Genomic DNA, 24,616 nt, shown 5'->3' on the forward strand with positions numbered 1-24,616 from the left:
GCGTCCAAAGCCGGGGTCGGCCGGGGCGGGTCGAGAGCGACCGGGGTGGACGACCGCGCCGCTCGCGCCTGAGAGGATGCCGGGGTGGCACACGAGCACTCGAACGGACACCAGCACGACCACGGGCACGACCACCAGCACGAGCGCGGCCCCGTCGCCGACGCGTCGGTCCGGGTCGCGCGGGCCTCGGACGCCCCCGCGGTCGGCCTCGTGCAGGCCGTCGTCTTCCGGGAGGCGTATGCCGCCACGCTGGCACCCGAGGTCCTCGCGACGTTCGAGCCCCGGGCCTTCGCCAACGCCTGGCGCGCGACGCTCGAGGGCGAGCAGTCCGGGGACGGCGTGCTGCTCGTCGCCTGCGCGGGTGAGCAGGTCGTCGGGTTCGCCGCGGTCGGCGCCTCCGACGACGCCGACGCCGATCCCGGCACCGCGGAGCTGCTCGTCCTCGGCGTGCACCCGGACGCGCGGCGCCAGGGGCACGGCTCCCGGCTGCTGCACGCCGTCGTCGACACGACCCGGGGCCGGGGCCGCTCCGAGCTCGCCGCTTGGGTGCTGGCGAGCGACGACGCCACCCGGGGGTTCCTCACCGCAGCCGGGATGGTGGCCGACGGTGCGCACCGCGAGCGGGTGGTGTCGCAGGACGGTGGCACCACCGGTGAGATCCGCCTGTCGGCGGCCGTCGTCGACGGCGAGGACGGCACACCCGGCGAGGACAGCGGGGGCACGGAGCCGACGTGACCGCATCCGCAGGATCCGACGCGGCAGACCCGGCTGATCCGGCTGACCCGGCTGACCCGGCGGCGCGGCAGGCCGTCGTGCGGCAGGCGCTGTCGGTGGGCGTCGCGACCGGCGCCTACGGCCTCAGCTTCGGGGCGCTCGCGGTCGCTGCCGGGCTGGACACGTGGCAGGCGATGGCGCTGTCGCTGCTGATGTTCACCGGCGGGTCGCAGTTCGCGTTCGTCGGCATCATCGCGAACGGGCTGCACGCGGCGCCGGCGGCGATCGCCGCGTCCTCGATGCTCGGCATCCGCAACGGGCTCTATGCCCTGGAGCTGACCCACCTGCTCGGGGCGCGCGGTCCGCGCCGGGTCGCCGCGGCCCACCTGACCATCGACGAGTCGACGGCCGTGGCGGTGGCGCAGGACGACCCGCGCGCCTCCCGCCTCGGCTTCTGGGTCACCGGACTGACCGTCTTCGTCCTGTGGAACCTCACCACGCTTGTCGGCACCGTCCTCGGCTCACACATCGGCGACCCCCGCACCTACGGTCTCGACGCCGCGGCCTGTGCGGCGTTCACCGCCCTGCTGTGGCCGCGGCTGCGCGACCGGGACGCGGTCGCCATCGCCGTCCTGGGCGCCGTCGTGGCGATCGTTCTGTCACCGACGATGCCGCCCGGCATACCCGTCGTCGTGGCGGCGGCCGCGTCGCTGCTGGCCTGGCGGACGCCGAGGAGGGAGACGCCGTGAGCCTCTGGACCGCGCTGCTGCTCGCGGCCGGAATCGCCTTCGCACTCAAGCTCGCCGGTCACCTCGTGCCGGCCGACCTGCTCGACGGCCCCAGGGTGCGCCGCGTCACCGCTGCCCTGCCCGTCGCCCTGCTGGCCGCGCTCGTCGCGACGCAGGCCTTCACCGTCACGGGTGGGGCGTTCGTGCTCGACGCCCGGGCCGCGGCCGTCGGTGTCGCGGTCGTCGCGCTCGCGCTCCGCGCTCCGTTCATCGTCGTCGTCGTGCTCGGGGCGGCCACCGCGGCTCTGCTGCGGGCGATGGGCTGGGGCTGACCCATGGCCGACGCCGACGACGTCCGTCGACTGGCCCTGGCGCTGCCCGGCGTCGAGGAGATCGCGAGCGACGGCTTCGACTTCCGGGTGGCCAACAAGGGCTTCGTGTGGTCCTGGCCCGAGCGACGACCCGGGCAGCGCCGGGTGATCCGAACCGACATCGCGGTGCTCTACGTCGGCGACGAGGCCGAGAAGCAGGCGCTCGTGCTCGGCGAGCCGGACCTCTTCTTCACGACGCCCGCCTACGACGGCGCCCCGCTCGTCATGCTCCGCCTCGACCAGGTCGACGTCGGACGGCTCGACGAGCTCGTCACCGACGCCTGGCGCATGCGCGCTCCGGAGGAGCTGCTCGGCCCCTGAGCCGGCCTCAGGCGTGGGCGTCGCAGACGGGCTGGAGCGGGCGCCCGGGCAGCTCCTCGCGGTTGTGCAGGCGGCTGGTCGGTGCACCACACACGTGGCAGGCCGCGAGGTGCACGGCCTCGTCCGTGAAGCCCACCGCCATCCGCTCGTCGAAGACGTAGAGGTGCCCCTCCCAGAGGCCTCGGTCGCCCCGCTCCTCGCCGTAGCGCACGATGCCGCCGTCGAGCTGGTAGACCTCCTCGAAGCCGCGGGAGCGCATGAGGCTCGTCAGCACCTCGCACCGGATGCCGCCCGTGCAGTAGGTGACGACGGGGCGGCCCTTGAGCTCGTCCCAGCGGCCGGCGTCGAGCTCGCGCACGAAGTCGCTCGTGTGCCCGATGTCGGGGACCATGGCGCCGCGGAAGCGGCCCACCTGCGCCTCGACGGCGTTGCGCCCGTCGAAGAGCACGACGTCGTCGCCCCGCTCGGCGACGAGGGCGTCGAGCTCGTCGGGACGCAGCCGGGTGCCGCCGCCGACGACGCCGTGCTCGTCGACGACGACCTCGTCGGGCACGCCGAACGAGACGATCTCGTCACGGACCCTGACCACGAGGCGCGGGAAGTCGAGGCTGTGTCCCTCGTCGTCGAGCCCGGTCCCGTCGCTCCACTTCACGTCGATGTCGTGGAACGGCGCGTACTCGCGGGTCTTGCGGACGTAGGTCTTGAGCACGGTCACGTCGCCGCCGACCGTCGCGTTGATCCCGTGCGGGGACAACAGGATCCGACCGCGCAGCCCGAGGCCCTCGCAGAGGTCGCGCTGCCAGAGGCGAAGTGCGTCAGGGTCGGCGAGCGGCCGGAACGCGTAGAAGAGGACGACCTTGGGGATGGCCACGGGAGGAGCTCGTTCGAGGAGGGCGCCGGTCAGGCGAGGCCGAGGTAGTGCTCGAGCCCGACCGTGAGGCCCGGGTGGTCGGCCACGGCGCGCACCGCGGCGATGACGCCGGGCATGAAGCTGCCCCGGTCGAACGAGTCGTGCCGCAGGGTGAGCATCTCGCCCGCGTTGCCGAGCAGCACCTCCTGGTGCGCGGTGAGCCCGCGCAGCCGCACCGAGTGCACGGGTATGCCGTCCAACCGGGCGCCGCGGGCACCGTCCGGGTCGTGGGTCGTGGCGTCCGGCACCGGGTCGCAGCCGGCCTCGGACCGGGCCCTGCCGATCATCGCTGCCGTGCGCGCCGCCGTCCCCGACGGCGCGTCGACCTTGGCCGGGTGGTGCAGCTCGATGACCTCGACCGACTCGAAGAAGGGAGCGGCCTTGGCGGCGAACGACATCATGAGCAGCGCCCCGATGGCGAAGTTCGGCGCGATGAGGACCCCGACGCCGGCTCCGGTGGCCGCGGGCGGCGCCTCGGCGAGCTGGCCCCGCAGGGTCTCGAGCCGAGCGTCGTCCCAGCCGGTGGTGCCGACGACGACGTGGATGCCGCGCTCGACGCAGTGGGCGACGTTGGCGGGCGAGGCTCCCGGCACGGTCAGCTCCACGGCGACGTCAGCGCCGCCGAGGTCACCGAGGTCGTCGCCGGACCCGTAGGCGCCGACGAGGGACAGGCCGGGGGCGCTCTCGACGGCCCGCACCGCCTCGGACCCCATACGGCCGCTGGCCCCGATGACGGCGACCTTGAGGTCGCGGGACGGGTTGCGTGTCGTGTCGCTCACCCGGCCACCCTAACGAGCCGGCCCGGGCGTCCGTCGGGCGCACACGGCATACGAAACCCGGGTCAGCACGCCAGCACAGGGTCCCGCGAGGACCGCGGCTCCCACCGGACACTCAGGACCGGGCGCGACGATGCGGGTCGTGCCCGTGTTCACCCCGACGTCCCTGCTCACCACATGGACCCCGGCACCGGTCGGGCTGGCGCTCGTGACGCTCGCCCTAGCGCCCTACGCGGTGTGGCTGCGACGTGCCCGGCGCCTGGGGGTCGCGTGGTCGTGGTGGCGCCCGGCCCTCTACCTCGGCCTCGGCGTCGGCACGCTGGCGTATGCCGTGTGCGGACCTCTCGCCGTCTACCGCACCCAGGTCTTCTGGATCGGCGCGCTGCAGGTCGGGGTGCTTGCCTCGCTGACGCCGGTGGGACTCGCGCTCGGCGACCCGGTGCGCCTGCTGCGGGCCGTCTCCCCCGAGTCCGGCCACTGGCTGCTCCGGCTGCTCGACAGCCGTCTCGCCCGGGCCCTGATGTTCCCCGCCGTCAGCACGCTGCTTGCGGTGGGCACGCTGCTGGCCGTCTTCTACACCCCGTGGTTCGACCGCTCGGTGCACTCGGACACCGTCGCCGCCGTGCTCTACGTCGTCCTGCTCGGCTCGGGCCTGCTCTTCGTGCTGCCGCTCCTCGTCGAGGAGCTGCTGCCGCACTGGGCCACACCACCCGTGCGCGCCTTCCTCGCCTTCGGTGACGGCCTGCTCGACGCGATCCCCGGCATCCTCGTGATGACGTCGTCGACGCTGCTCACGCCCCACTTCCCCGGCTTCTCGACCGCCGTGAGCGGCATCGACCCGGCGCTCGACCAGAAGCTCGGCGGCGGGGCGCTGCTCGCGGTCGCCGAGTCGGTCGGGCTGCCGGTCATCGGGGCCGTCTTCATGGAGTGGGTGCGCAGCGACGAGCGCGAGGCGCGGGTCATCGACGCTCAGCTCGAGACCGCACAGGTGGCCGACCCGGCCGGAACGCATGGGCCGGCGCCGGACGACCCCGGCGCGGCCGATCCGGGCCTCTGGTGGGAGACCGACCCGCGACTCTCGGCCCGCTTCGGCCACCGCGACTCCGCCGGCTGACCGGACTCGTCGCGGATCGGCGGCTGGCGCCAGCCGGTGGGCGCGCGAGCCGTCCGGGGACGGCGAACGGCCCGCCACCCCGGAAGGGGTGACGGGCCGCTCGCGTGGATCCGGGACCGGTCAGACCTCGGCAGGGGCCTCGGCCGGGGCGTCGGCAGCGGAGTCGCCGCTCTCACCCTCGGGCAGGACCGCCGCGAGGCTGAGCTTGCCGCGCGGGTCGATCTCCTTGAGCTCGACCTGGATCTTCTGGCCGATCTTGACGACGTCGTCGACGCTGTCGATCCGCTTGCCGCCGACGAGCTTGCGCACCTCGGAGATGTGCAGCAGACCGTCCTTGCCGGGCAGCAGCGAGACGAACGCACCGAAGGTGGTCGTCTTGACGACGGTGCCGAGGAAGCGCTCGCCGACCTCGGGCATCGTCGGGTTCGCGATGGCGTTGATCGCCGCGCGAGCCGCCTCGGCCGAGGGGCCGTCGACCGCACCGATGAAGACCGTGCCGTCGTCCTCGATCGAGATGTCGGCGCCCGTGTCGTCCTGGATCTGGTTGATCATCTTGCCCTTCGGGCCGATGACCTCACCGATCTTGTCGACGGGGACCTTCACCGTGATGATGCGCGGCGCGTACGGGCTCATCTCGTCGGGCACGTCGATGGCCTCGGCCATGACGTCGAGGATGTGCAGACGCGCGTCGCGGGCCTGGGTCAGCGCGCCGGCGAGGACCGACGCGGGGATGCCGTCGAGCTTCGTGTCGAGCTGGATGGCCGTGACGAACTCCTTGGTGCCGGCGACCTTGAAGTCCATGTCGCCGAAGGCGTCCTCGGCACCGAGGATGTCGGTGAGCGCGGCGTACTGCGTCTCACCGTCGACGGTGTCGGACACGAGGCCCATCGCGATGCCGGCGACCGGGGCGCGCAGCGGCACACCGGCGTTGAGCAGCGACAGGGTCGAGGCACAGACCGAACCCATGGACGTCGAGCCGTTGGAGCCGAGAGCCTCGGACACCTGACGGATGGCGTAGGGGAACTCCTCGCGCGTCGGCAGGACCGGCATGAGCGCACGCTCGGCCAGGGCGCCGTGACCGATCTCGCGGCGCTTCGGCGAACCGACACGGCCGGTCTCACCGGTGCTGTAGGGCGGGAAGTTGTAGTTGTGCATGTAGCGCTTGCGCGTGACGGGGCTCAGCGTGTCGAGCTGCTGCTCCATCTTGAGCATGTTGAGCGTCGTGACACCCATGATCTGGGTCTCGCCACGCTCGAAGATCGCCGAGCCGTGCACGCGCGGCAGGACCTCGACCTCGGCGCCGAGGGCGCGGATGTCGGCGAGGCCACGGCCGTCGATGCGGACCTTGTCGCGCAGGATGCGCTGGCGGATCAGCTTCTTCTGCACGGAGCGGAAGGCGGCCGAGACCTCCTTGTCACGCCCCTCGAACTGCTCGGCGAGCTGCGCCTTGACGGCGGCCTTGATCTCGTCGAGGCGCTCCTCGCGCTCCTGCTTGCCCGCGATCGTGAGGGCAGCGGTCGTGTCGGCCTCGATGGCGGACTCGACGGCGGCGTACACGTCGTCCTCGTAGTCGAGGAAGATCGGGAAGTCCTGGACCGGCTTGGCGGCCTCGGCAGCGAGCTGGGCCTGGGCGTCGCAGAGCTGCTTGATGAACTTCTTGGAGGCCTCGAGGCCCTCGGCCACGACCTCCTCGGTCGGAGCCTGCTTGCCCTCGTTCTTGACGAGGTCCCACGTCGACTCGGTGGACTCGGCCTCGACCATCATGATCGCGACGTCGTCGCTGCCGTCGGCGTGCTTGACGACGCGACCGGCGACGACCATGTCGAAGACCGAGCGCTCGATGTCGGAGAAGTTCGGGAAGGCGACCCACTGGCCGTCGATGAGCGAGACGCGGACGCCACCGACCGGGCCGGAGAACGGCAGGCCGGAGATCTGCGTCGAGGCGCTGGCCGCGTTGATGGCGAGCACGTCGTACTGGTGGTCAGGGTTCAGCGAGAACACCGAGATGATGACCTGGACCTCGTTGCGCAGACCCTTCTTGAAGGTCGGGCGCAGCGGGCGGTCGATCAGGCGGCAGGTGAGGATGGCCTCGGTGGACGGGCGGCCCTCACGGCGGAAGAAGCTGCCGGGGATCTTGCCGATGGCGTACATGCGCTCTTCGACGTCGACCGTCAGCGGGAAGAAGTCGAACTGGTCCTTCGGGGACTTGCCCGCGGACGTCGTCGACAGGAGCATCGTGTCGTCGTCGAGGTAGGCCGTGACGGCGCCGCCGGCCTGACGGGCGAGGCGGCCGGTCTCGAACCGGACCGTGCGGGTGCCGAAGCTGCCGTTGTCGATGACGGCCTCGGCGAAGGTGATGTCTGGACCCTCCATGTGGGCCCTCGCTTTCTTTTTCTCATGTGCCGCGCACATCGTCGTTGTGTGCGTGGTTGCTTCTTCGGGCCGGGTGGCCCTGGTGCGGCGGTCGACGGGCGTCAACCCGCACCTACGACGAAAGGCGGTCCCCGCGATGGACGCGGTGACCGCCTTTCGTCACGAACTCATCGACGCAGGCCGAGTCGCTTGATCAGCGAACGGTAGCGCTCGATGTCGGTCGCCTCGAGGTAGCGCAGCATGCGCTTGCGGCGGCCGACCAGCAGGAGGAGACCACGACGGCTGTGGTGGTCGTGCTTGTGGGCACGCGAGTGCTCGGTCAGGTCCTTGATGCGCTGCGTCAGCATCGCGATCTGGACCTCGGGAGAGCCGGTGTCGCCCTCGACCGTGGCGTACTCGGTCATGATCTGCTTCTTCACGTCAGCGTCCAAAGGCATGGATGAACCGACTCCTTCTCATTCTCGTTGCGCGGTGCTCCAGGGCATGTCCACCTGGGCGCTATCGGTCCGCGGCCGGTCTACGGCGTCTCCAAGCGTAACAGTGGGGTTCGTGCGCCCCTAATCGGCCCACCCGCCCTTCGCCCCGACGCCGAACCGACGCGCCGCCGCCACGTGATCGTTTCGTGACCGTGGGGGTGTTCGAGGACTGCCACGGCTTGGGTACGTCGTCCATTGCTCGGGGAATCCATCTTGAAGGAGCTAAGCGACACCATGATCGTTCTCGGACTCATCTTGCTGATCATCGGACTTCTGGTGAAGTCCCTCAGCATCCTTGTGACCATCGGCGCAATCATCCTGGTGATTGGCATCGTGCTCTTCGTGCTCGGCGCGACGGGTCGCGCCATCGGTGGCAGGAAGCACTGGTACTGATCGGTCGCAGGAACCGGCAAGTGCACGAAGCCCCCGCGGTCACCGCGGGGGCTTCGTGCTGTCTGTGGTGTCTGTGCTGTCGTGCCCCCGTCACCACGAGATGACGTATGCCGTCCGCCTGAGGTGGGCGGACGGCATACGTCATCGTGCTGTGGCCTTCGAAGGCCGGCTGCTCAGAGGTTGATCATGTGTCCCGCGATGCCCTCGATGGCTTCCTTCATCGCCTCGCTCAGCGTCGGGTGCGCGAAGACGTTGCGGGCGACCTCGTCGGCCGTCAGGTCCCACTGCTGGGCCAGCGTCAGCGCCGGCAGCAGCTCGGTGACCTCGGGGCCGATCATGTGGGCGCCGAGGAGCTCGTTGTGCTCGGCGTCGGCGACGATCTTGACGAAGCCGACGCCCTCGGCCATGCCGCGGGCCTTGCCGTTGGCCGAGAACGGGAAGCTCGCCGTCTTGACCTCGTGGCCCTTCTCCTTGGCCTGGGCCTCGGTGTAGCCGAACGAGGCGATCTGCGGCTGGCAGAAGGTCGCCCGGGGGATCATGTCGAAGTTGAGCTCCATCGTCTCGGCGTCGGCGATGGTCTCGGCGGCGACGACGCCCATGGCCTCGGCGGTGTGGGCCAGCATGAGCTTGGCCGTGACGTCACCGATGGCGTAGACGTTGGGGACGCTCGTGCGGCCGCGACCGTCGACGGCGATGGCGCCGCGCTCGGTCATCTCCAGGCCGAGGGACTCGAGGCCGTAGCCCTCGGTGCGCGGGGCGAAGCCGAAGGCTGCGAGGAACTTGTCGGCCTCGAGGACGGTCTCGTCTCCCCCGGCGGCCGGGGTCACGGTGACGCGGACGCCCGAGCCGGTGTCCTCGACGTTCTTGACGGCGGTCGACAGCAGGACCTTGACGCCGAGCTTCTTGTACTGGCGGAAGAGTTCCTTGGACACGTCGGGGTCCTCGGTCGGGACCATGCGGTCGAGGAACTCGACGATGGTGACGTCGACGCCGAAGTTCTTCATGACGTAGGCGAACTCGACGCCGATGGCGCCGGAGCCGCCGATGATGATCGACGAGGGCAGCTCGGCGTCGAGGATCTGCTCCTCGTAGGTGACGACGTTGTCGCTGACCTGCATGCCGGGCAGCATCCTGACCGTCGCACCCGTGGCGATGATGAGGTTGTCGAAGGTGACCGAGCGCTTCGAGCCGTCGTTGGTGGCGACGTCGAGCGAGGTGGCCGAGGTGATGGTGCCCCAGCCGTCGATCTCCTCGATCTTGTTCTTCTTCATGAGGTAGTGGACGCCCTTGGCGCTGGCGTCGGCGACCGAGCGGCTGCGCGCGTGCGTCGGGCCGAAGCTCATCGTGGCGTCGCCCTCGATGCCGAACGTCTTCTTCTCGTGCGTGATGATGTGCGCGATCTCGGCGTTGCGCAGCAGCGCCTTGCTCGGGATGCAGCCGACGTTGAGGCACACGCCGCCCCAGTACTGCTTCTCCACGACCGCAACCTTCTTGCCGAGCTGCGACGCGCGGATCGCCGCGACGTAGCCACCGGGACCGGCACCGAGCACAACGAGATCGAAATCAGCCATGGAGACACCCTATCCGTGCGCGCGCAGCAGCCGAGACGGCGTCCGCCCCCACATCACGATCTGCACAGAACTGCGCAATTGACGGTGTCGCAGACCACATCACGCACGGCCACGGGAGTAAGTTTCCGCGACGCACGGCCGAACTGTCCGGCCCGACCAACGGAGGTCACCAGCGTGAGCACCACTCCGCACCGCCACGAGGCGCCGCCGGCGAACAAGGGCATGCTCGCCCTTGCCGGCGTGCTCCTCGCCATCCCCATCGTCGCCCTGCTCCTCGTCGGCACCTACGCCAAGGACGAGCCGCGACTCGGCGGATTCCCCTTCTTCATCTGGTACCAGTTCCTCTGGGTCGTCATCTGCTCGGCGCTGACCTACTCCGCCTACCGCATCGTCCTCAAGGCGCGACCGCACGTGCCGATGAACCCCGAGGGTGACGCCTACCTCGACGCCGACGACGCGCCCCGAGAGGACGGCACCCGATGACCGCCAGCGCCCCTGCAGTGGCAGCACTCGCCCCGGCCGCCGACACCGGCGGCGTCAACGGCGTCGCCCTGACCGTGCTCATCTTCTTCTTCGTCGTCGTCGCGGCGGCCGGCTTCTGGGCCGCGCGCTGGCGTCGCCCGACGAGCATGGAGAGCCTCGAGGAGTGGGGCCTCGGCGGCCGCTCGTTCGGCACCTGGATCACGTGGTTCCTGCTCGGCGGCGACCTCTACACGGCCTACACGTTCGTCGCGGTGCCCGCGGCGATGTGGGCCTTCGGCGCCGTCAACGGCTTCTTCGCCGTGCCGTACACGATCATCCTCTACCCGATCATCTTCATCTTCATGTCGCGTCTGTGGTCGGTCTCGCACCGCCACGGCTACGTCACGCCGGCGGACTTCGTCCACGGCCGGTCGGGCTCGCGCGGCCTGTCCCTGGCCGTCGCGGTCACCGGCTTCCTCGCGACGATGCCCTACATCGCCCTGCAGCTCGTCGGCATCCAGGCCGTCCTCGAGGTGGCAGGCGTCGGCGGTGGCGGCAACTGGGTCGCCAAGGACCTGCCGCTCTTCATCGCGTTCCTCGTCCTCGCGCTCTACACCTACACCTCGGGTCTGCGGGCGCCGGCGATCATCGCGTTCGTCAAGGACATCCTCATCTACATCGTCATCATCGTCGCCGTCATCTACCTGCCCTCGAAGGTCGGCGGCTGGGGTCACGTCTTCGACGCGGCCGAGGAGAAGATGAAGACGACGACCAACGCGGCCACGGGCAACCCGAACGTCTTCATCCCCGGACCCAAGGCGTACTGGGCCTATGCGACGCTCGCCCTCGGCTCGGCGATGGCGCTGTTCATGTACCCCCACTCGGTCACGGCGACGCTGTCGGCCAAGAACCGCAACACGATCCGCAAGAACGCCTCGATCCTGCCGGCATACTCCTTCCTGCTCGGGCTGCTCGCACTCCTCGGCTGGGTCGCGATCGCGGCCGGCACCAAGCCGGTCGGTCTCGACGGCAAGGTCAACGGCCAGCTCGTCATCCCGCAGCTCTTCGAGGACATGTTCCCCGCGTGGTTCGCGGGAGTCGCCTTCGCCGCCATCGCGATCGGCGCGCTCGTGCCGGCCGCGATCATGTCGATCGCCGCGGCCAACACCTTCACGCGCAACATCTACAAGGCGTGGCTCAAGCCCGACGCGACGGTGCAGCAGGAGGCCAAGGTCAGCAAGATCACCTCGCTCGTCGTCAAGGGCTTCGCGCTGATCTTCGTGCTGACGCTCGACAAGAGCAACGCGATCAACTTCCAGCTCCTCGGCGGCATCTGGATCCTGCAGACGTTCCCGTCGCTGGTGTTCTACCTCTACACGCGCTGGTTCCACCGGTGGGCGCTGCTCGCTGGCTGGGCCGTCGGCATGGTCTACGGCACGCTCGCCGCGTACAACGTGACCAACAAGGCGACGGGGGCGCCGTTCGCGGGGTCCGTGGCCAACATCCCGGTCATCGGCCAGCTCGGCTACATCGCGGTGACGGCCTTCGCCGCCAACGTGATCGTCGCCGCCGTCCTGACTCTCGTCCTGCGCGCGGCCAAGGCGCCGGAGGGCAAGGACGAGACGATCCCGGCCGACTACTTCGCCGACGCCGGTGACCCGCGCGTCGAGAAGCTCGCCGTGGGTCCGCACGAGACGACGCCGTCGGCCTAGTCGCCGCGTCGACCGAGCAGGTATGCCGCAGGGCCGGGTCCGCGAGGACCCGGCCCTGCGCGCGTCCCCGCCTGCCCTCCCGACTCCCCCGCTTCACTCGAGTGGCCCCGTGGCCCCACGCGCCCCATCCCTGCCCGGCCCTCCCCCGTCGAGTGGCCCCGCAACCTCACCTGCCCCATCCCTGCCCGGCTCTCCCCCGTCGAGTGGCTCCGCAACCTCACCTGGCCCATACCTGCCTCTGTGACAGCGGGGCCACTCGACGGGAGGCGGCGGTCGGAGGGTGTGACGACGGGGCCACTCGAGTGGTCAGGGGGTGAGCGGGGGCTGCGGGTCAGGCGTCGCGGGGGCGTTCGGGTGGCAGGGCTGCGATGGCCTGGTCGACGTCGAGGCCGGTGACCTGGAGCAGGTCGACGAGCGTCGAGCGCACCTGGGCGAGCACGGTCTCCGTCGCGAGGCTCGGGGTGCGCGGCACCTCCCCCGTCGCGGCCGCGACGGTGAGCAGTGCCGGGCGCCCGATCTCGGGCGACGCGTTCTCGGACAGTGCGCGCCCGATGACGTCGGTGGCGTCGGCCAGCTCGATCAGGAGCGTCCCGTAGCCGGGTGGCAGGGGCTCGCCGCGACCGACGGCGACGGTGACCCGACGCACGAGCACCCGGGTGCTGCGCATGGCACGGTCGAGCGGCTCGACGAGGTCGACCATCTTGCGCACTCCGGGGCCGTGGTGCCGCTTGAACGGCGACGACGAGATGACCGACAGCCCTTCGTCGGCGGCCGACCTCAGCTCGCGCAGCAGCGACTCGGTGCCGCGCGCCGACGCGAGGACCTCGGCCGCGCCCTCGACGTCGCCGTCCCGGGCACTGGCGGCCGCCCGCCGCAGCAGCTCCCCGATCTTGCGCACGGCCTCGGCGGCCGCGACCCGGGGCCGGCGCAGGGGCGCCTGGGGCACGACCGTGGCCGCGATGAGCGCGATGCCGCCACCGATGAGGGCGTCGGTCCAGCGGCCGAAGGCCTGTCCGGGGCTCGCGACGAGGGCGGCGATGACGATGCCCTGCACGGCTGACTGCGTGACGATGACCGCGCTGCCGTCGAGGAGCGTCGCGATCGCCATCGACACGAGGACCACCGCGGAGATCTGCCACGGACCGCTGCCGGCGACGTGCACGAAGACGTCGGCGGTGAAGACGCCGACGGCGACCCCGATGGCGACCTCGAAGACGCGGCGCAGCCGCTGCCCGTAGGACATCCCGAGGCAGACGACGGCGACGATCGGCGCGAAGAACGGCGACGGGTGGCGGAAGACGTCCGTCGCGACCCACCAGGCGACGCCCGCCGCGACGGCGCACTGGACGAGCAGGAAGCCGCGCGAGCGCAGTCGGTCGAGCCGGGTGCGGACGCTGAGCCGACTGCGGTCCCACGCGCGGTCGAGCGCCTCGACGACCGGGGCGTCGCTCTTCAGGTAGTAGTCCACGAAGGCGCCTCTCGGTCGGGTGCGGTCGGGTGCGGTCGGGTGCGGGCGTGGGTCGGCCGGTGGTTCGGGCGGGCTACAGGCCCAGGGCAAGGATGGCATCGAAGATCTGCCGGACGGCAGGGGCGGCCACCTTCGAGCCGGAGCCGCCCTGCCCGACGACGACCACGACGGCATACTTCGGCTTCGTCGTCGGACCGTAGCCCGCGAACCACGCGGTCGCCTGCTTGCCGAACACCTCACCGGTGCCTGTCTTGCCCGCGACGGGGTAGCGGTCCTGCGGGAATCCCTTGAAGGCCGTGCCCGCCGAGCCACCGGGCCGCGTCACGTCGGCGAGCGCTGCTCGGACGTAGGCCGCGACGTCGGGTCGCAGGGGCACCGTGCCGACGCGCTTCGGCGGGATCGCGGTCGTGCCGGACGGCGAGCGGTACGCGGAGGCCAGCTGGGGCTGCCACAGGGTGCCGCCGTTGGCGATCGCGGCGTAGACGCCTGCCATCTGCAGGATCGTGACCGCCGTGTCGCCCTGGCCGATGGAGAAGTTCACGGCGTCGCCGGCGCGGTACTGGTAGCCGGCGGTGCAGTTCTCGGCCGCGAGGCGCTTGAGGTAGTCGGCCCGCGCCCGGTCGGTGCGGGCGATCTCGGGGTAGCCCGAGGCCGCCCGCTTGCACGTCTCGCTCCGCGTCGCTGCCCAGTACTGCTCCTTCCACGCGCGGTCGGGGACGCGGCCCGCGGCCTCGCCGGGCAGGTCGATCCCCGTGCGCTGCCCGAGCCCGAACGCCTTGGCCATCGACACGAACGGGTCGGCGGCCGTCACGGGAGCTGCGAGACCGCCCTGCTCGAGCCACGCGGCATACGCGAGGCGGTAGAAGACGGTGTCGCACGAGACGACGAGGGCCTTGTGCAGGTCGATCGGTCCGTAGCCGCGCGACTCGTAGTTGTTGAAGAGGCGGCCCCCGACGGAGAGGTTCGGCGAGCAGTCGTAGGTCCCCCTGAGGGCGGCACCGGCATTGACGGCCGCGGGAACCGAGATGACCTTGAACGTCGACGCCGGCGGGAAGGCCTCTGCCGTCAGGCGCGAGCGCAGCGGGGTGCCCGACCGTTCGTCGTCGAGGCGCGCGAGGTCGGTGCTGCTGATGCCGCCGGAGAAGACGTCGGGGTCGTAGGAGGGGTAGCTCGCCGCCGCGACGACGGCGCCGTTGGTCACGTCGAGGACGACGGCAGCTCCGGTGTCGGCACGCAGCTTCTGCGATCGCGCCGACGCGACAGCGCGCGACAGCGCGGCCTCGGTGCGGGCCTGCAGCCGGGAGTCGAGGTGGGTCACGACGTCGCGTCCGGGGACCGGCGGGGTGGAGCTGACGGTGCTCGTGACGATGCCCCGCGGGTCGATGGCGACCACGGTGGCGCCGTTGGTCCCCCGCAGCACGCCGTCGTACTGGGCCTCTAGCCCGGAGCGTCCGACGGCGTCCTCGGCGCCGATGCGCCCGTCGCTGCCGGTCACCTCGTCCGCGGACGCCCGGGCGACCCAGCCGAGCACGTGTGGTGCGAGCGCGCCGGCGGGCCGCGGGTAGGAGCGGGCCGGCGCGGCCAAGACGCCGACGCCGGGGAACTTCTCCGGCTGCTCGAGCAGGGTCAGCGCCCGTCGGGCGTCGACATCGGTGGCGACCGGGATCGGGACGTAGGGCGATCCGTTGAAGCAGGCCGGCGCTGCCGGCGCCCCCTGGGTGCCGCACAGCATAGTCTTGCCCCAGAGCCGCTCGAAGGGCAGGCCCAGCGCGGTGGCGACACGGGTCACGAGGTCCCGGCCGCCGTCGTCCGCGCTGACGAGCACCGAGCGCTGCACCGTCACGACGGTGTCGAACGTGTTGTCGACGAGGGGTGCACCCGTGCGGTCGAGGATGCGACCACGCAGGGCCTGCTCGGTGACGGTGCGGGTGTTGACGGTGACGGCCGCCCGGGCCAGCTGGGGTCCTTGGACGAGCTGGAGCTGACCGAGCCGGCCGAGCAGCAGACCGAAGAGCGTGACGAGCAGGACGAGCACCACCCCCGCCACGCCCACCCGGCGCCGGCGAGGGCGCAGGCTCCGCACGCGACCACCTCGGGGCCGCGTGCTCATCCGAGCCGCCGGCGCACGAGGGCGCGGTCGAGCGCGAGGAAGGCCGGGAGCAGCAGCGCGCCGAGGGCGACGGTCACGCCGAGCCGCCACAGGCCCTCGACGAGCTCGACGCTGCCGTCGCCGACGACCGCTGCGGCCAGACGTCCGGCGAGCACCACGACGCCCGCAACGAGCAGCGCGACGGGGGCACGCAGCCGCGACCGAGACGAGGTGCGACGGAAGAAGCCGGCCACGAACCCGGCGACCATCATGACGAGAGCGGTCAGTCCGAGCGGGCTGCCGACCGGCGGCACGAGCTCGACGACCCAGCCGGCGAGCAGCCCCACGAGGGCGCCGTGGACGGGCCCGCGGAGCACGGCGGTGGCGACGACGCCGACGAGCACGAGGTCCGGCACCCACCGCGGGGGGACCCCGAGACGCGGCAGCAGGGTCGCCACGAGCAGTGCCGCGACGAGCACGTATGCCGTCCGAAGCAGCCCCAGCAGCGTCGGCCTCACCGAGGGGCTCCGGTCGTCAGCCCCGTGGTCGCCTGGGTGGTCGGGCGGGTGGTCGGGCGGGTGGTCGGGCGGGTCGTGCTGCGCGCGGTCGGCAGGAGGACGCCGACGACGTCGATCGCGTCGACGTCGATGGCGGGTCGCACCGTCGCGCTGCGGGTCAGCTGCCCCCGGTCGGGGTCGACAGCGGTCACGGTGCCGACGACGATGCCCGCGGCATACGGGGTCTCGTCGACGCTGCCGAGGGTGCGCACGACGTCACCCACCACCGGGGTCGCGGGGACGACACCGGTGAGCCGGAGCGAGCCACGCGGGCGGGACTCGGAGTCGCCTGCTGCCGGCGGCGACACGGTGGCGAGCGTGCCGGCCGGCCCGACCCGCACGGCCACGACGGACCCGGCGCTGCCGAGGACCTGCACGTCGGCCGTCCACGGCGACACGGCGGTGACGCGGCCGACGAGGCCGTCGGCGGCCACGACCGTCGAGTCCGGCCGGACGCCGTCGTTCGAGCCGACGTCGATCGTCACGCTTCGGCCTCCGAGCGGGCTGACGTCGGTGGCGACGACGCGGGCGGGGACGAGCGTGCGGCCCGTCGTCGCGGCCGAGCCGAGGAGCTCCTCGAGGCGGCCGAGCTCGTCGAGCCGGTGCTGCTGCTCCGCCGCGACGGCGCGCAGCCTGACGTTCTCGGCCCGGACCGCGGCGAGCTCGTCGCGCGGCGCTCCCGACAGGGCCCGCTGGACGGGACCGAGCACGAGCCCTCCGACGTTGCGCACCCGGTCGGCGCCGGCCCAGCCGGCGAGGTCGGCGACGAGGAGCGCGAGGGTCAGCGAGGCGAGGACGACGAGGAGACGGCGGCGGGCGGCGGGCTGCATGCGGCTAGAGGCGGTGGTCCCCGACGAGGACGCGCTCGAGGCTGTCGAAGTCGTCGACGCACCTGCCGGCGCCACGGGCCACGGCCCGCAGCGGGTCCTCGGCGACCTGGACGGGCACCCCGAGCTCGTGCCGCATTCGCTCGTCGAGGCCCCTCAGCAGCGCTCCCCCGCCGGTCAGCGTGATGCCGCGGTCGAGGATGTCGCCGGCGAGCTCGGGCGGGCAGACGTCGAGCGTGGCCCGCACGAGCTCGATGATCTGGAGCACCGGGGTCTCGATGGCGCGGCGCACCTCGACCGAGCTCACCTGCACCGTCTTGGGCAGGCCCGTGACGAGATCACGCCCACGCACCCGGGTGGTCAGCTCCTCACGGAGCGGGAACACCGAGCCGACCGCGACCTTGATGTCCTCGGCGCTGCGCTCGCCGAGCAGGAGGGAGTACTCGCTCTTGACGTGGCTGACGAGGGCCTCGTCGATCTCGTCGCCGGCGATGCGCAGCGAGCTCGACGTGACGATGCCCCCGAGGCTGATGACCGCGACGTCCGTGGTGCCGCCGCCGATGTCGACGACCATGCTCGCCGCCGTCTCGTAGACGGGCAGCCCCGCACCGATGGCGGCCGCCATCGGCTCCTCGATCATGTAGACGCGTCGGGCGCCGCACCGCGTGGCGGCGTCCTCGAGGGCCCGGCGCTCGACCCCCGTCACCTCGCTGGGGACGCAGAGCACCATGCGCGGGCGCACGAGGCGCGACGTGCGCACCTGGTCGATGAACCAGCGCAGCATGCGCTCGGTCTCGTCGGCGTCCGAGACGACGCCGTCGCGCAGGGGACGCACGGCCCGGATGGTGCCGGGCGCCCGGCCGAGCATCTCCTTGGCGCGGCTGCCGGCCGCGACGAGACGCCCGGTGCCGACCTCGACCGCCACGACCGACGGCTCCTCGATGACCACCCCGCGCCCCCGCGCGTGGATCAGCGTGTTGGCCGTGCCGAGGTCGACCGCGAGGTCACGCCCGAGGGGGCGCAGCCACGGTCGGGAGGTCATGCCGAGATTGTGCCCCGATCAGCCCTCGAGATCGGGGAACCAGATGCCGATCTCGCGTGTGGCGGACTCGTGGGAGTCCGATCCGTGGACGATGTTCTGCTGGACCTTGGTGCCCCAGTCGCGGCCGAGGTCGCCGCGGATGGTGCCTGGGGCGGCGTCGGTCGGGTTGGTAGCGCCGGCCAGGCTGCGGAAGCCCTTGACGCTGTCCTGGCCCTCGATGACGACCGCCGTGACGGGGCCGGAGCTCATGAACTCGACGAGGGGCTCGTAGAAGGGCTTGCCCTCGTGCTCGGCGTAGTGGGCCGCGAGCTGCTCACGGGTGGGCGTCAGCACGGAGAGGGCCACGAGGCGGTAGCCCTTCCCCTCGATGCGACGCAGCACCTCACCGGTGAGGCCGCGCTGGAAACCGTCGGGCTTGACGAGGACGAGGGAGCGTTCGGTGGTCACCCGTCCACCCTATCGGCCGTGTCGTCGCTGCCCGCGCCCGCTTCACCAGCGCCCGCGGCCGCCTCGCGACGGGCCATCTCGCGGTCGACCTGGGCGCCCTTGACGAGGCAGGTGACCCAGAGTGCGAGGAAGAAGAGACCGACGACGAGCATCATCGGCACGACGAGAGCGCTGAGCAGGGTGAGGGCCTGCACGACCCAGCCCAGGGTCAGGCCCCAGGGCCGGCGCATGAGCCCCGCGGCCACGATGCACAGCGCTCCGAGGCCGAGACCGACGACGAGGTATGCCGTGCTCGACCGGCTGCCCTCGTCGGTCGCCGCGATGGCGCGGGCGACGAGGGCGCCGAGCAGGATGCAGATGGACTGGCCGCCCAGCACCGTCGCGAGCATGCGGAAGGTGAACTTGCCGGTCTGTCCGTAGAAGATGATCGAACGCATGGGGTGTGGTCGCCTCGGCTGTCGTGCGGCTCTGTCGTGGTGGACGAGTGGTGGTGGGTGGTCGCCCCGTCGTGGGGCCTCAGTAGTGCTGGCTGGTGTCCCACGTGCGGATGATGGCCTGGGCCTCGGACTGGCTCGCGCCCGTCGCCTCGGCGTAGAGGCTCATCGCGTCCTCACGCCGCCCGGCGAGGATCAGCTCGCTGATGCGGGCGCGGCCCTCGTCGGTGAGGCGACCCTCGGTGTAGGACGCTGCCGCGTCCCGCACCCCGGGCCCCTGTCCCGGCACGAACCAGGCGTCGACGGCGCGCTTGGCGTCGGCGAGGGGCGCGCCGGTCGCCTCGCGGTAGATCTTGATCGCGTTGATCTTGTGGCCGGCGCTGATCTCCCGGCTCACCTTGGCGCGGACGGCGTCGGTGAGACCCACGAGCTCGCGGTCGGGGTCCTTGCGGCCCATGACCCGCCCCCAGATGACGACGAGCACGACGACGACGATCGCGACGAGGACGATCTTTCCGGGGTTCATGGCTCCCAGCCTAGGTCGAGGACGGACGGTGACCGAGCCGACAGACGGTGCTCAGACGTCGGTGAGGCCGAGCAGCATGCGGACCTCGCCGGCGGTGATGACCGACCCGGTGGCGATGACGCCGCCCCCCATGCCCTCCGACTCGGCCAGCGTCACGGCCTCCTCGAGCGCGTCAGGCAGGTCGCGGACCACGGTCACCCGGGACTCGCCGAAGATCTCGACCGCGAGCTTGCCGAGGTCGTCCGGGCGCATCGCGCGCGGTGACGAGCTGCGCGTGACGACGATGTGGTCGAGCGCAGGCTCCAGCACCTCGAGCATCCCGGCGGCGTCCTTGTCGGCGACGATGCCGACGAGGCCGACGAGGCGGGTGAACGCGAACGCCTCCTCGATCGCTGCGACGAGCGATCGGGCACCGTGGGGGTTGTGGGCCGCGTCGACGAGGACGGTCGGCGACCGGCGGACGATCTCGAGGCGCCCCGGTGAGGTCATCGACGCGACGGCGGCCGCCAGCACGTCCTGCTCGATGCGCTGGTCACCGCCTCCCACGAAGGCCTCCACCGCGGCGACGGCGGTCGCGAGGTTGCTCGCCTGGTGCGCGCCGTGGAGCGGGAGGAAGAGGTCGGCATACTCCCCCGCCAGGCCGCGGACGGAGACCTGCTGGCCACCGATGGCGACCTCGCGTGCGAGGACGCCGAAGTCGTTGCCCTCGAAGACGATCCGCGCACCCCCGACCTCCTCGACGCGGTCGAGGAGCACGCGTGCGACGTCCTCGTCCTGGACGCCCGAGACGGTCACGGAGTCGGCCTTGATGATGCCGCTCTTCTCCTCCGCGATGGAGACGACGTCGTCACCGAGCAGGTGCGTGTGGTCGAGGTCGACGGGCGTCACGACGGCGACCTGCGCGTCGATGACGTTGGTCGCGTCCCACGAGCCGCCGAGCCCGACCTCGATGATGGCGACGTCGACGGGGGCGTCGGCGAACGCGGCGTAGGCGAGCGCGACGAGCACCTCGAAGAAGTTCATCCTGCGCCCGCCCGACTCGAGGGAGCGGGCGTCGACGAGCTCGATGAGCGGAGCCACCTCGTCGTAGGCGGCGATGAACTTCTCGCGCGGGATCGGCTTGCCCGACAGGGTGATCCGCTCCCTGATGTCGTGCAGGTGCGGCGAGGTGAAGCGTCCGGTGGACAGACCGCTCTCGCGCAGGATCGCGTCGATCATCCGGCTGGTCGACGTCTTGCCGTTGGTGCCGGTGAGGTGGATCGAGGGGTAGGTCCGCTGCGGGTCGCCCGCGAGCTCCATGACCGCACGGATGCGGTCGAGCGACGGGCCGATGTCGTTCTCGGGCGCGCGGGCGAGGATCTCCTCCTCGATCTCGCGCATCCGCTTCATCTCCTCGAGGTTGCGCGCAGCCTCCAGGGCGGCGGCGTCGGGGCGGCCGCTCATGCGGAGTCACCTGCCTTCAGGTCGCGGGCCATCCACACGCTCTCGGGCAGGCCGGACCCCGGCGTCTCGCGGTGCGTCTCGACGAAGCCGTGCCTGGCGTAGAAGCGGGCGGCCTGCTGGTTGCCCTCGAGGTAGGACAGCGTGATGCGCGGGTGCTCGCTCTCGAGCGCCCGCTCGACGACGGCCTCCATGAGCCGGGAGCCGATGCCGCGGCCGTGGTGCCCGGGCAGGACGTAGAGCTTCCACAGCACGAAGGCGTCGTCCTGCGGGCCGAAGGTCGCGACGCCGACCACGTCGTCCCCGTCGACGGCCACGAGGGTGCGCCCCTTGCGGATGGCATCGGTGACCACGTCGCTCGTCCACCACTTGGCGAGGCCCATGGCGACGTACTCCGGACCGGCGATCGGCTCGTAGGTCGCGAGCCAGGTGCGGTGCCCGACGGACAGGATGCCCGTGAGGTCGTCGCCGACGGCGCCGCGGACGGCGACCCCGTCGGTCGGGTCGGGTTCGGTGGTGCTCACGTCGGCGCCCTCCAGGTCGTGCTCGCGGTTCGCGGCGATCATCGCTTGACCACGAGGATGGTCGCGGGGTGGTTGTCGCCGACGACGACGTCGGTCGGGGTGCCCGGCAGCCCGTCGGGCAGGGCGTGGTCGGGACCCGCGGCAGCGAACTGCGTCGCGAGCGTCTCCCCCACGATGAGGTCGCGGTGGGTCACCGTGGCCTCGAAGACCTCGGCGCCGCCCTGGACCGTCAGGCTGATCCGGTCGCTGACGTGCAGGCCGGTGTCGCGCCGCGCCTGCTGGACGGCACGGACGAGGTCGCGGGCCAGGCCCTCGGAGGCCAGCGCAGGGGTCACCGTGGTGTCGAGCACGACGAACCCGCCGGACGGCAGCATCGCCGTGGCACCGGACTCGGCGGCGTCGCCGGCCACGACCGTCTCGAGGGCGTACTCGCCCTCGACGAGGGCGAGACCCCCGGCGGTCACGGTGCCGTCGGCGTCGACGCTCCAGTCGCCGGACTTGCTGCCCTTGATGGCGCGCTGCACGTCCTTGCCCAGGCGCGGGCCGGCCGCGCGGGCGTTGACCGTCAGGCGCTGGCTGACCCCGAAGTCGGACTCGCTGGCGGTGGCGACGTCGACGAGGGTCAGCGCCTTGACGTTGAGCTCGTCCTGGATGATCGCGCGGAACGGCTCGAGGGCGGCCGGATCGGCAGCCACGACCGTCAGCTCGGCGAGCGGCAGGCGGGCGCGCAGCCCGCGGGCCTTGCGCAGGCTGGAGCCCGTCGAGCAGACCTCGCGGGCACGGTCCATCGCGACGACGAGCTCGTGGTCGGCCGGGAGGTCGTCGACCGTCGGGTAGTCGGCGAGGTGCACCGAGCGCCCGCCCGTCAGGCCGCGCCAGATCTCCTCGGTGACGAGCGGCAGCAGGGGCGCCGTGGCGCGCGTGACCGTCTCGAGCGCCGTCCAGAGCGTGTCGAAGGCTGCGAGCGACTCGTCGGTCTCGCCGCCCCAGAACCGGTCGCGCGACCGGCGGATGTACCAGTTGGTCAGCACGTCGAGGAAGCCGCGCATCGTGTCGCAGGCCGCTGCGATCTCGTAGGCGTCGAGCTGCTCGGTCATGGCGCCGACGAACTCACGCAGCTTGGCGAGCAGGTAGCGGTCGAGCACGTCGGTGGACGCGGTGGAGCGCTTGGCCTCGTAGCCCTCGCCGCCCCGCGCCGTGTTGGCGTAGAGCGAGAAGAAGGACCACGCGTTCCACAGCGGGATCATCACCTGGCGCACGCCGTCGCGGATGCCCTGCTCGGTGACGATGAGGTTGCCGCCGCGTAGGATCGGGCTGCTCATGAGGAACCACCGCATGGCGTCGGCGCCGTCGCGGTCGAAGACCTCGCGCACGTCCGGGTAGTTGCGCAGGGACTTGCTCATCTTCTGCCCGTCCGAGCCCAGGACGATGCCGTGGCTGACGCACGTCTTGAACGCAGGACGGTCGAACAGCGCCGTGGCGAGGATGTGCAGCGTGTAGAACCAGCCGCGGGTCTGCCCGATGTACTCGACGATGAAGTCGCCCGGGAAGTGGTGCTCGAACCACTCGGCGTTCTCGAACGGGTAGTGCACCTGCGCGAAGCTCATCGAGCCCGAGTCGAACCACACGTCGAGGACGTCCTCGACCCGGCGCATCGTCGACTTCCCCGACGGGTCGTCGGGGTTGGGACGGGTCAGGCTGTCGATGAAGGGCCGGTGCAGGTCCTTGACCTCGACGCCGAAGTCACGCTCGAGCTCCTCGAACGAGCCGTAGACGTCGAGACGCGGGAACTCCGGGTTGTCGGACTTCCACACGGGGATCGGGCTGCCCCAGAAGCGGTTGCGCGAGATCGACCAGTCGCGCGCGTTGGCGAGCCACTTGCCGAACTGGCCGTCCTTGATGTGCGAGGGCGTCCACTCGATCTCCTGGTTGAGCTCGAGCATCCGCTCCTTGATCTTCGTCACCTCGACGAACCACGACGAGACGGCCATGTAGATGAGGGGCTCGCGGCAGCGCCAGCAGTGCGGGTAGCTGTGGTCGTAGGTCTCGCGGCGCAGCAGCACCGTGCCGGCCGTGACCGAACCGGTCTCGCCCTCGCCGCGGGTGGCGGCCTTGAGGTGGTCGATGATGTGGGCGTTGGCGTCGAAGACGTGCATGCCCTCGTAGTCCGTCACGGGCCAGAGGAAGCGGCCGTCGGCGCCGACGGGCACGACCGGCTCGATGCCGGCCGCGTCGGTGACGATCTTGTCCTCCTCACCGAACGCGCCCGCCGTGTGGACGAGCCCGGTGCCGTCCTCGGTGGTGACGAAGTCGGCCGGGAAGACGAAGTGCGCGCGCTCGTGCCCCCGGTAGTAGGAGAACGGCGGCGTGAACGAACGGCCGAGCAGGTCGGAGCCCTTGAGGCGCTCGAGGATCCGCTGGTCGAGCGTGCTCTGGTCGACGTCGGGGCCGAAGAGGTCCTTGGCGTAGGCCGCGAGGCGGGCCTCGCCGATGACGTAGCGCTCCGTCGTGCCGGTGACGTCGGACTCGACGACGACGTAGTCGATGTCGGGGCCGACCATGATGCCGAGGTTGGCCGGCAGGGTCCACGGGGTCGTCGTCCAGACGAGGGCGAGCTCGCCGGTCTCGAGACGCAGGCCGATGGTGACGGCCGGGTCCTGACGCATCTTGTAGACGTCGTCGTCCATGCGCAGCTCGTGGTTGGACAGGGGCGTCTGGTCGTTCCAGCAGTACGGCAGCACCCGGAAGCCCTCGTAGACGAGGCCCTTGTCGTGCAGCTGCTTGAACGCCCAGATGACCGACTCCATGTAGTCCGGCTCGAGCGTCTTGTAGTCGTGGTCGAAGTCGACCCACCGCGCCTGCCGCGTCACGTAGTCGCGCCACTCGCCGGTGTACTTGAGCACCGAGCTGCGGCAGGCGTCGTTGAAGCGGTCGATGCCGAGCTCGACGATGTCCTGCTTCGTCTTGAGGCCGAGCTGGCGCTGCGCCTCGAGCTCGGCGGGCAGGCCGTGGGTGTCCCAGCCGAAGCGGCGCTCGACACGCTTGCCGCGCATCGTCTGGTAGCGCGGGACGATGTCCTTGACGTAGCCGGTGAGCAGGTGGCCGTAGTGCGGCAGGCCGTTGGCGAAGGGCGGGCCGTCGTAGAAGACGAACTCGTTGTCGCCGTCGGTCCCGGCGTCGCGGCCCTCGACCGACGCGATGAACGTGCCGTCCTCGTCCCAGTACTTCAGGACCCGCTGCTCGATCTCGGGGAAGCGTGGGTTGGAGGTGACGCCCGTCGTGGGCGCGCCGTCGTCGTTCGTGGTGACCCTGGGGTAGGTCATGCTCGTGGTCTCCTGCGT

24 protein-coding genes are annotated in these 24,616 nt (G+C 71.4%); 8 read left to right on the plus strand and 16 right to left on the minus strand.

Annotated elements, in window-relative coordinates; all coding sequences use genetic code 11:
* The first annotated feature begins 84 nt into the window (after window positions 1-84).
* Genes U5C87_RS18460 through U5C87_RS18475 form a run of 4 tightly spaced genes read left to right on the plus strand, consistent with a single transcriptional unit; the run spans window position 85 to window position 2,134 of the window.
* Window positions 85-735 (plus strand): GNAT family N-acetyltransferase, encoded by a 651-nt coding sequence (locus U5C87_RS18460; protein WP_330473944.1) that lies wholly within the window; start codon window positions 85-87, stop codon window positions 733-735.
* Window positions 732-1,463 (plus strand): AzlC family ABC transporter permease, encoded by a 732-nt coding sequence (locus U5C87_RS18465; protein ID WP_330473945.1) that lies wholly within the window; start codon window positions 732-734, stop codon window positions 1,461-1,463. The genes U5C87_RS18460 and U5C87_RS18465 overlap by 4 nt, the downstream gene beginning before the upstream one ends.
* Window positions 1,460-1,774 (plus strand): AzlD domain-containing protein, encoded by a 315-nt coding sequence (locus tag U5C87_RS18470; RefSeq protein ID WP_330473946.1) that lies wholly within the window; start codon window positions 1,460-1,462, stop codon window positions 1,772-1,774. Before U5C87_RS18465 ends, U5C87_RS18470 begins: the two co-directional genes overlap by 4 nt.
* Window positions 1,775-1,777: 3 nt before the next feature.
* Window positions 1,778-2,134 (plus strand): MmcQ/YjbR family DNA-binding protein, encoded by a 357-nt coding sequence (locus tag U5C87_RS18475; protein WP_330473947.1) that lies wholly within the window; start codon window positions 1,778-1,780, stop codon window positions 2,132-2,134.
* A 7-nt stretch (window positions 2,135-2,141) separates the two neighbouring features.
* On the opposite strand, the gene trhO is transcribed toward U5C87_RS18475, so the two are convergent.
* A complete protein-coding gene (gene trhO, locus U5C87_RS18480) occupies window positions 2,142-3,005 on the minus strand; it encodes an oxygen-dependent tRNA uridine(34) hydroxylase TrhO (protein ID WP_330473948.1) in 864 nt (287 codons plus the stop codon).
* Window positions 3,006-3,034: 29 nt separating this feature from the next.
* A complete protein-coding gene (dapB, locus tag U5C87_RS18485) occupies window positions 3,035-3,757 on the minus strand; it encodes a 4-hydroxy-tetrahydrodipicolinate reductase (RefSeq protein WP_443082141.1) in 723 nt (240 codons plus the stop codon).
* A 205-nt stretch (window positions 3,758-3,962) separates the two neighbouring features.
* Here dapB and U5C87_RS18490 point away from each other — a divergent pair, with 205 nt between their 5' ends.
* Window positions 3,963-4,934, plus strand: coding sequence for a cytochrome c oxidase assembly protein (locus U5C87_RS18490; protein WP_330473950.1), 972 nt, complete (start codon window positions 3,963-3,965; stop codon window positions 4,932-4,934).
* Between the two features lie 120 nt (window positions 4,935-5,054).
* Here U5C87_RS18490 and U5C87_RS18495 read toward each other — a convergent pair whose 3' ends face one another.
* Window positions 5,055-7,307, minus strand: coding sequence for a polyribonucleotide nucleotidyltransferase (locus tag U5C87_RS18495; protein ID WP_030146551.1), 2,253 nt, complete (start codon window positions 7,305-7,307; stop codon window positions 5,055-5,057).
* Window positions 7,308-7,474: 167 nt separating this feature from the next.
* Entirely contained in the window at window positions 7,475-7,744 is a 270-nt protein-coding gene (gene rpsO / locus U5C87_RS18500) for a 30S ribosomal protein S15 (protein ID WP_030146552.1), read from the minus strand.
* A 273-nt stretch (window positions 7,745-8,017) separates the two neighbouring features.
* Between rpsO and U5C87_RS18505 the strand changes: the two genes are divergently transcribed.
* Window positions 8,018-8,176 carry a DUF6131 family protein gene (locus U5C87_RS18505; protein ID WP_186815187.1) on the plus strand — a complete coding sequence of 53 codons (159 nt, stop codon included), beginning with the start codon at window positions 8,018-8,020 and terminating at the stop codon, window positions 8,174-8,176.
* Window positions 8,177-8,349: 173 nt separating this feature from the next.
* On the opposite strand, the gene lpdA is transcribed toward U5C87_RS18505, so the two are convergent.
* A complete protein-coding gene (lpdA, locus tag U5C87_RS18510) occupies window positions 8,350-9,747 on the minus strand; it encodes a dihydrolipoyl dehydrogenase (protein ID WP_330473951.1) in 1,398 nt (465 codons plus the stop codon).
* 174 nt (window positions 9,748-9,921) lie between these two features.
* Here lpdA and U5C87_RS18515 point away from each other — a divergent pair, with 174 nt between their 5' ends.
* On the plus strand, window positions 9,922-10,230 hold the full coding sequence (locus U5C87_RS18515; protein WP_330473952.1) for a DUF3311 domain-containing protein: 309 nt from the start codon (window positions 9,922-9,924) through the stop codon (window positions 10,228-10,230).
* Window positions 10,227-11,921, plus strand: coding sequence for a monocarboxylate uptake permease MctP (gene mctP / locus U5C87_RS18520; RefSeq protein WP_330473953.1), 1,695 nt, complete (start codon window positions 10,227-10,229; stop codon window positions 11,919-11,921). Before U5C87_RS18515 ends, mctP begins: the two co-directional genes overlap by 4 nt.
* A 331-nt stretch (window positions 11,922-12,252) precedes the next feature.
* On the opposite strand, the gene U5C87_RS18525 is transcribed toward mctP, so the two are convergent.
* The 11 genes from U5C87_RS18525 to ileS form a co-directional block, all read right to left on the minus strand.
* Window positions 12,253-13,389, minus strand: a complete 1,137-nt coding sequence (locus tag U5C87_RS18525; protein WP_330473954.1) for an FUSC family protein — start codon at window positions 13,387-13,389, stop codon at window positions 12,253-12,255.
* A 73-nt stretch (window positions 13,390-13,462) separates the two neighbouring features.
* The gene (mrdA, locus tag U5C87_RS18530; protein ID WP_330473955.1) at window positions 13,463-15,472 is read right to left on the minus strand and encodes a penicillin-binding protein 2; all 2,010 of its coding nucleotides are present in this window, start codon (window positions 15,470-15,472) and stop codon (window positions 13,463-13,465) included.
* Between the two features lie 23 nt (window positions 15,473-15,495).
* Window positions 15,496-15,996, minus strand: a complete 501-nt coding sequence (gene mreD / locus U5C87_RS18535; RefSeq protein ID WP_330473956.1) for a rod shape-determining protein MreD — start codon at window positions 15,994-15,996, stop codon at window positions 15,496-15,498.
* Window positions 15,993-16,865, minus strand: a complete 873-nt coding sequence (gene mreC, locus U5C87_RS18540) for a rod shape-determining protein MreC (RefSeq protein WP_330473957.1) — start codon at window positions 16,863-16,865, stop codon at window positions 15,993-15,995. Before mreC ends, mreD begins: the two co-directional genes overlap by 4 nt.
* Window positions 16,866-16,869: 4 nt before the next feature.
* Window positions 16,870-17,904, minus strand: coding sequence for a rod shape-determining protein (locus tag U5C87_RS18545; RefSeq protein WP_443082075.1), 1,035 nt, complete (start codon window positions 17,902-17,904; stop codon window positions 16,870-16,872).
* An 18-nt stretch (window positions 17,905-17,922) separates the two neighbouring features.
* The gene (gene ndk / locus U5C87_RS18550; protein WP_030146561.1) at window positions 17,923-18,351 is read right to left on the minus strand and encodes a nucleoside-diphosphate kinase; all 429 of its coding nucleotides are present in this window, start codon (window positions 18,349-18,351) and stop codon (window positions 17,923-17,925) included.
* Complete coding sequence (locus U5C87_RS18555) at window positions 18,348-18,788, minus strand: DUF4233 domain-containing protein (protein WP_330473958.1); 441 nt, start codon at window positions 18,786-18,788, stop codon at window positions 18,348-18,350. The genes ndk and U5C87_RS18555 overlap by 4 nt, the downstream gene beginning before the upstream one ends.
* A 79-nt stretch (window positions 18,789-18,867) precedes the next feature.
* Complete coding sequence (locus U5C87_RS18560; protein ID WP_330473959.1) at window positions 18,868-19,311, minus strand: hypothetical protein; 444 nt, start codon at window positions 19,309-19,311, stop codon at window positions 18,868-18,870.
* Window positions 19,312-19,362: 51 nt separating this feature from the next.
* A complete protein-coding gene (locus U5C87_RS18565) occupies window positions 19,363-20,754 on the minus strand; it encodes a bifunctional folylpolyglutamate synthase/dihydrofolate synthase (RefSeq protein WP_330473960.1) in 1,392 nt (463 codons plus the stop codon).
* Window positions 20,751-21,317 (minus strand): GNAT family N-acetyltransferase, encoded by a 567-nt coding sequence (locus U5C87_RS18570; RefSeq protein ID WP_330473961.1) that lies wholly within the window; start codon window positions 21,315-21,317, stop codon window positions 20,751-20,753. Before U5C87_RS18570 ends, U5C87_RS18565 begins: the two co-directional genes overlap by 4 nt.
* A complete protein-coding gene (gene ileS / locus U5C87_RS18575) occupies window positions 21,314-24,598 on the minus strand; it encodes an isoleucine--tRNA ligase (RefSeq protein ID WP_330473962.1) in 3,285 nt (1,094 codons plus the stop codon). Before ileS ends, U5C87_RS18570 begins: the two co-directional genes overlap by 4 nt.
* Window positions 24,599-24,616 lie beyond the last annotated feature (18 nt).

The organism is Terrabacter sp. C0L_2 (assembly GCF_036352015.1).
Taxonomy (GTDB): domain Bacteria; phylum Actinomycetota; class Actinomycetes; order Actinomycetales; family Dermatophilaceae; genus Terrabacter; species Terrabacter tumescens.

Excerpts from the sequence above, each read along its gene's own strand:
- U5C87_RS18505 (WP_186815187.1), top strand. The coding sequence starts at position 8,018 with ATGATCGTTCTCGGACTCATCTTGCTGATCATCGGACTTCTGGTGAAG.
- rpsO (WP_030146552.1), bottom strand. The coding sequence starts at position 7,744 with ATGCCTTTGGACGCTGACGTGAAGAAGCAGATCATGACCGAGTACGCC.
- lpdA (WP_330473951.1), bottom strand. The coding sequence starts at position 9,747 with ATGGCTGATTTCGATCTCGTTGTGCTCGGTGCCGGTCCCGGTGGCTAC.
- U5C87_RS18570 (WP_330473961.1), bottom strand. The coding sequence starts at position 21,317 with ATGATCGCCGCGAACCGCGAGCACGACCTGGAGGGCGCCGACGTGAGC.
- dapB (WP_443082141.1), bottom strand. The coding sequence starts at position 3,757 with ATGGGGTCCGAGGCGGTGCGGGCCGTCGAGAGCGCCCCCGGCCTGTCC.
- U5C87_RS18565 (WP_330473960.1), bottom strand. The coding sequence starts at position 20,754 with ATGAGCGGCCGCCCCGACGCCGCCGCCCTGGAGGCTGCGCGCAACCTC.
- U5C87_RS18545 (WP_443082075.1), bottom strand. The coding sequence starts at position 17,904 with ATGACCTCCCGACCGTGGCTGCGCCCCCTCGGGCGTGACCTCGCGGTC.
- U5C87_RS18475 (WP_330473947.1), top strand. The coding sequence starts at position 1,778 with ATGGCCGACGCCGACGACGTCCGTCGACTGGCCCTGGCGCTGCCCGGC.
- U5C87_RS18555 (WP_330473958.1), bottom strand. The coding sequence starts at position 18,788 with ATGCGTTCGATCATCTTCTACGGACAGACCGGCAAGTTCACCTTCCGC.
- U5C87_RS18495 (WP_030146551.1), bottom strand. The coding sequence starts at position 7,307 with ATGGAGGGTCCAGACATCACCTTCGCCGAGGCCGTCATCGACAACGGC.
- mreC (WP_330473957.1), bottom strand. The coding sequence starts at position 16,865 with ATGCAGCCCGCCGCCCGCCGCCGTCTCCTCGTCGTCCTCGCCTCGCTG.
- ileS (WP_330473962.1), bottom strand. The coding sequence starts at position 24,598 with ATGACCTACCCCAGGGTCACCACGAACGACGACGGCGCGCCCACGACG.
- U5C87_RS18560 (WP_330473959.1), bottom strand. The coding sequence starts at position 19,311 with ATGAACCCCGGAAAGATCGTCCTCGTCGCGATCGTCGTCGTCGTGCTC.
- mctP (WP_330473953.1), top strand. The coding sequence starts at position 10,227 with ATGACCGCCAGCGCCCCTGCAGTGGCAGCACTCGCCCCGGCCGCCGAC.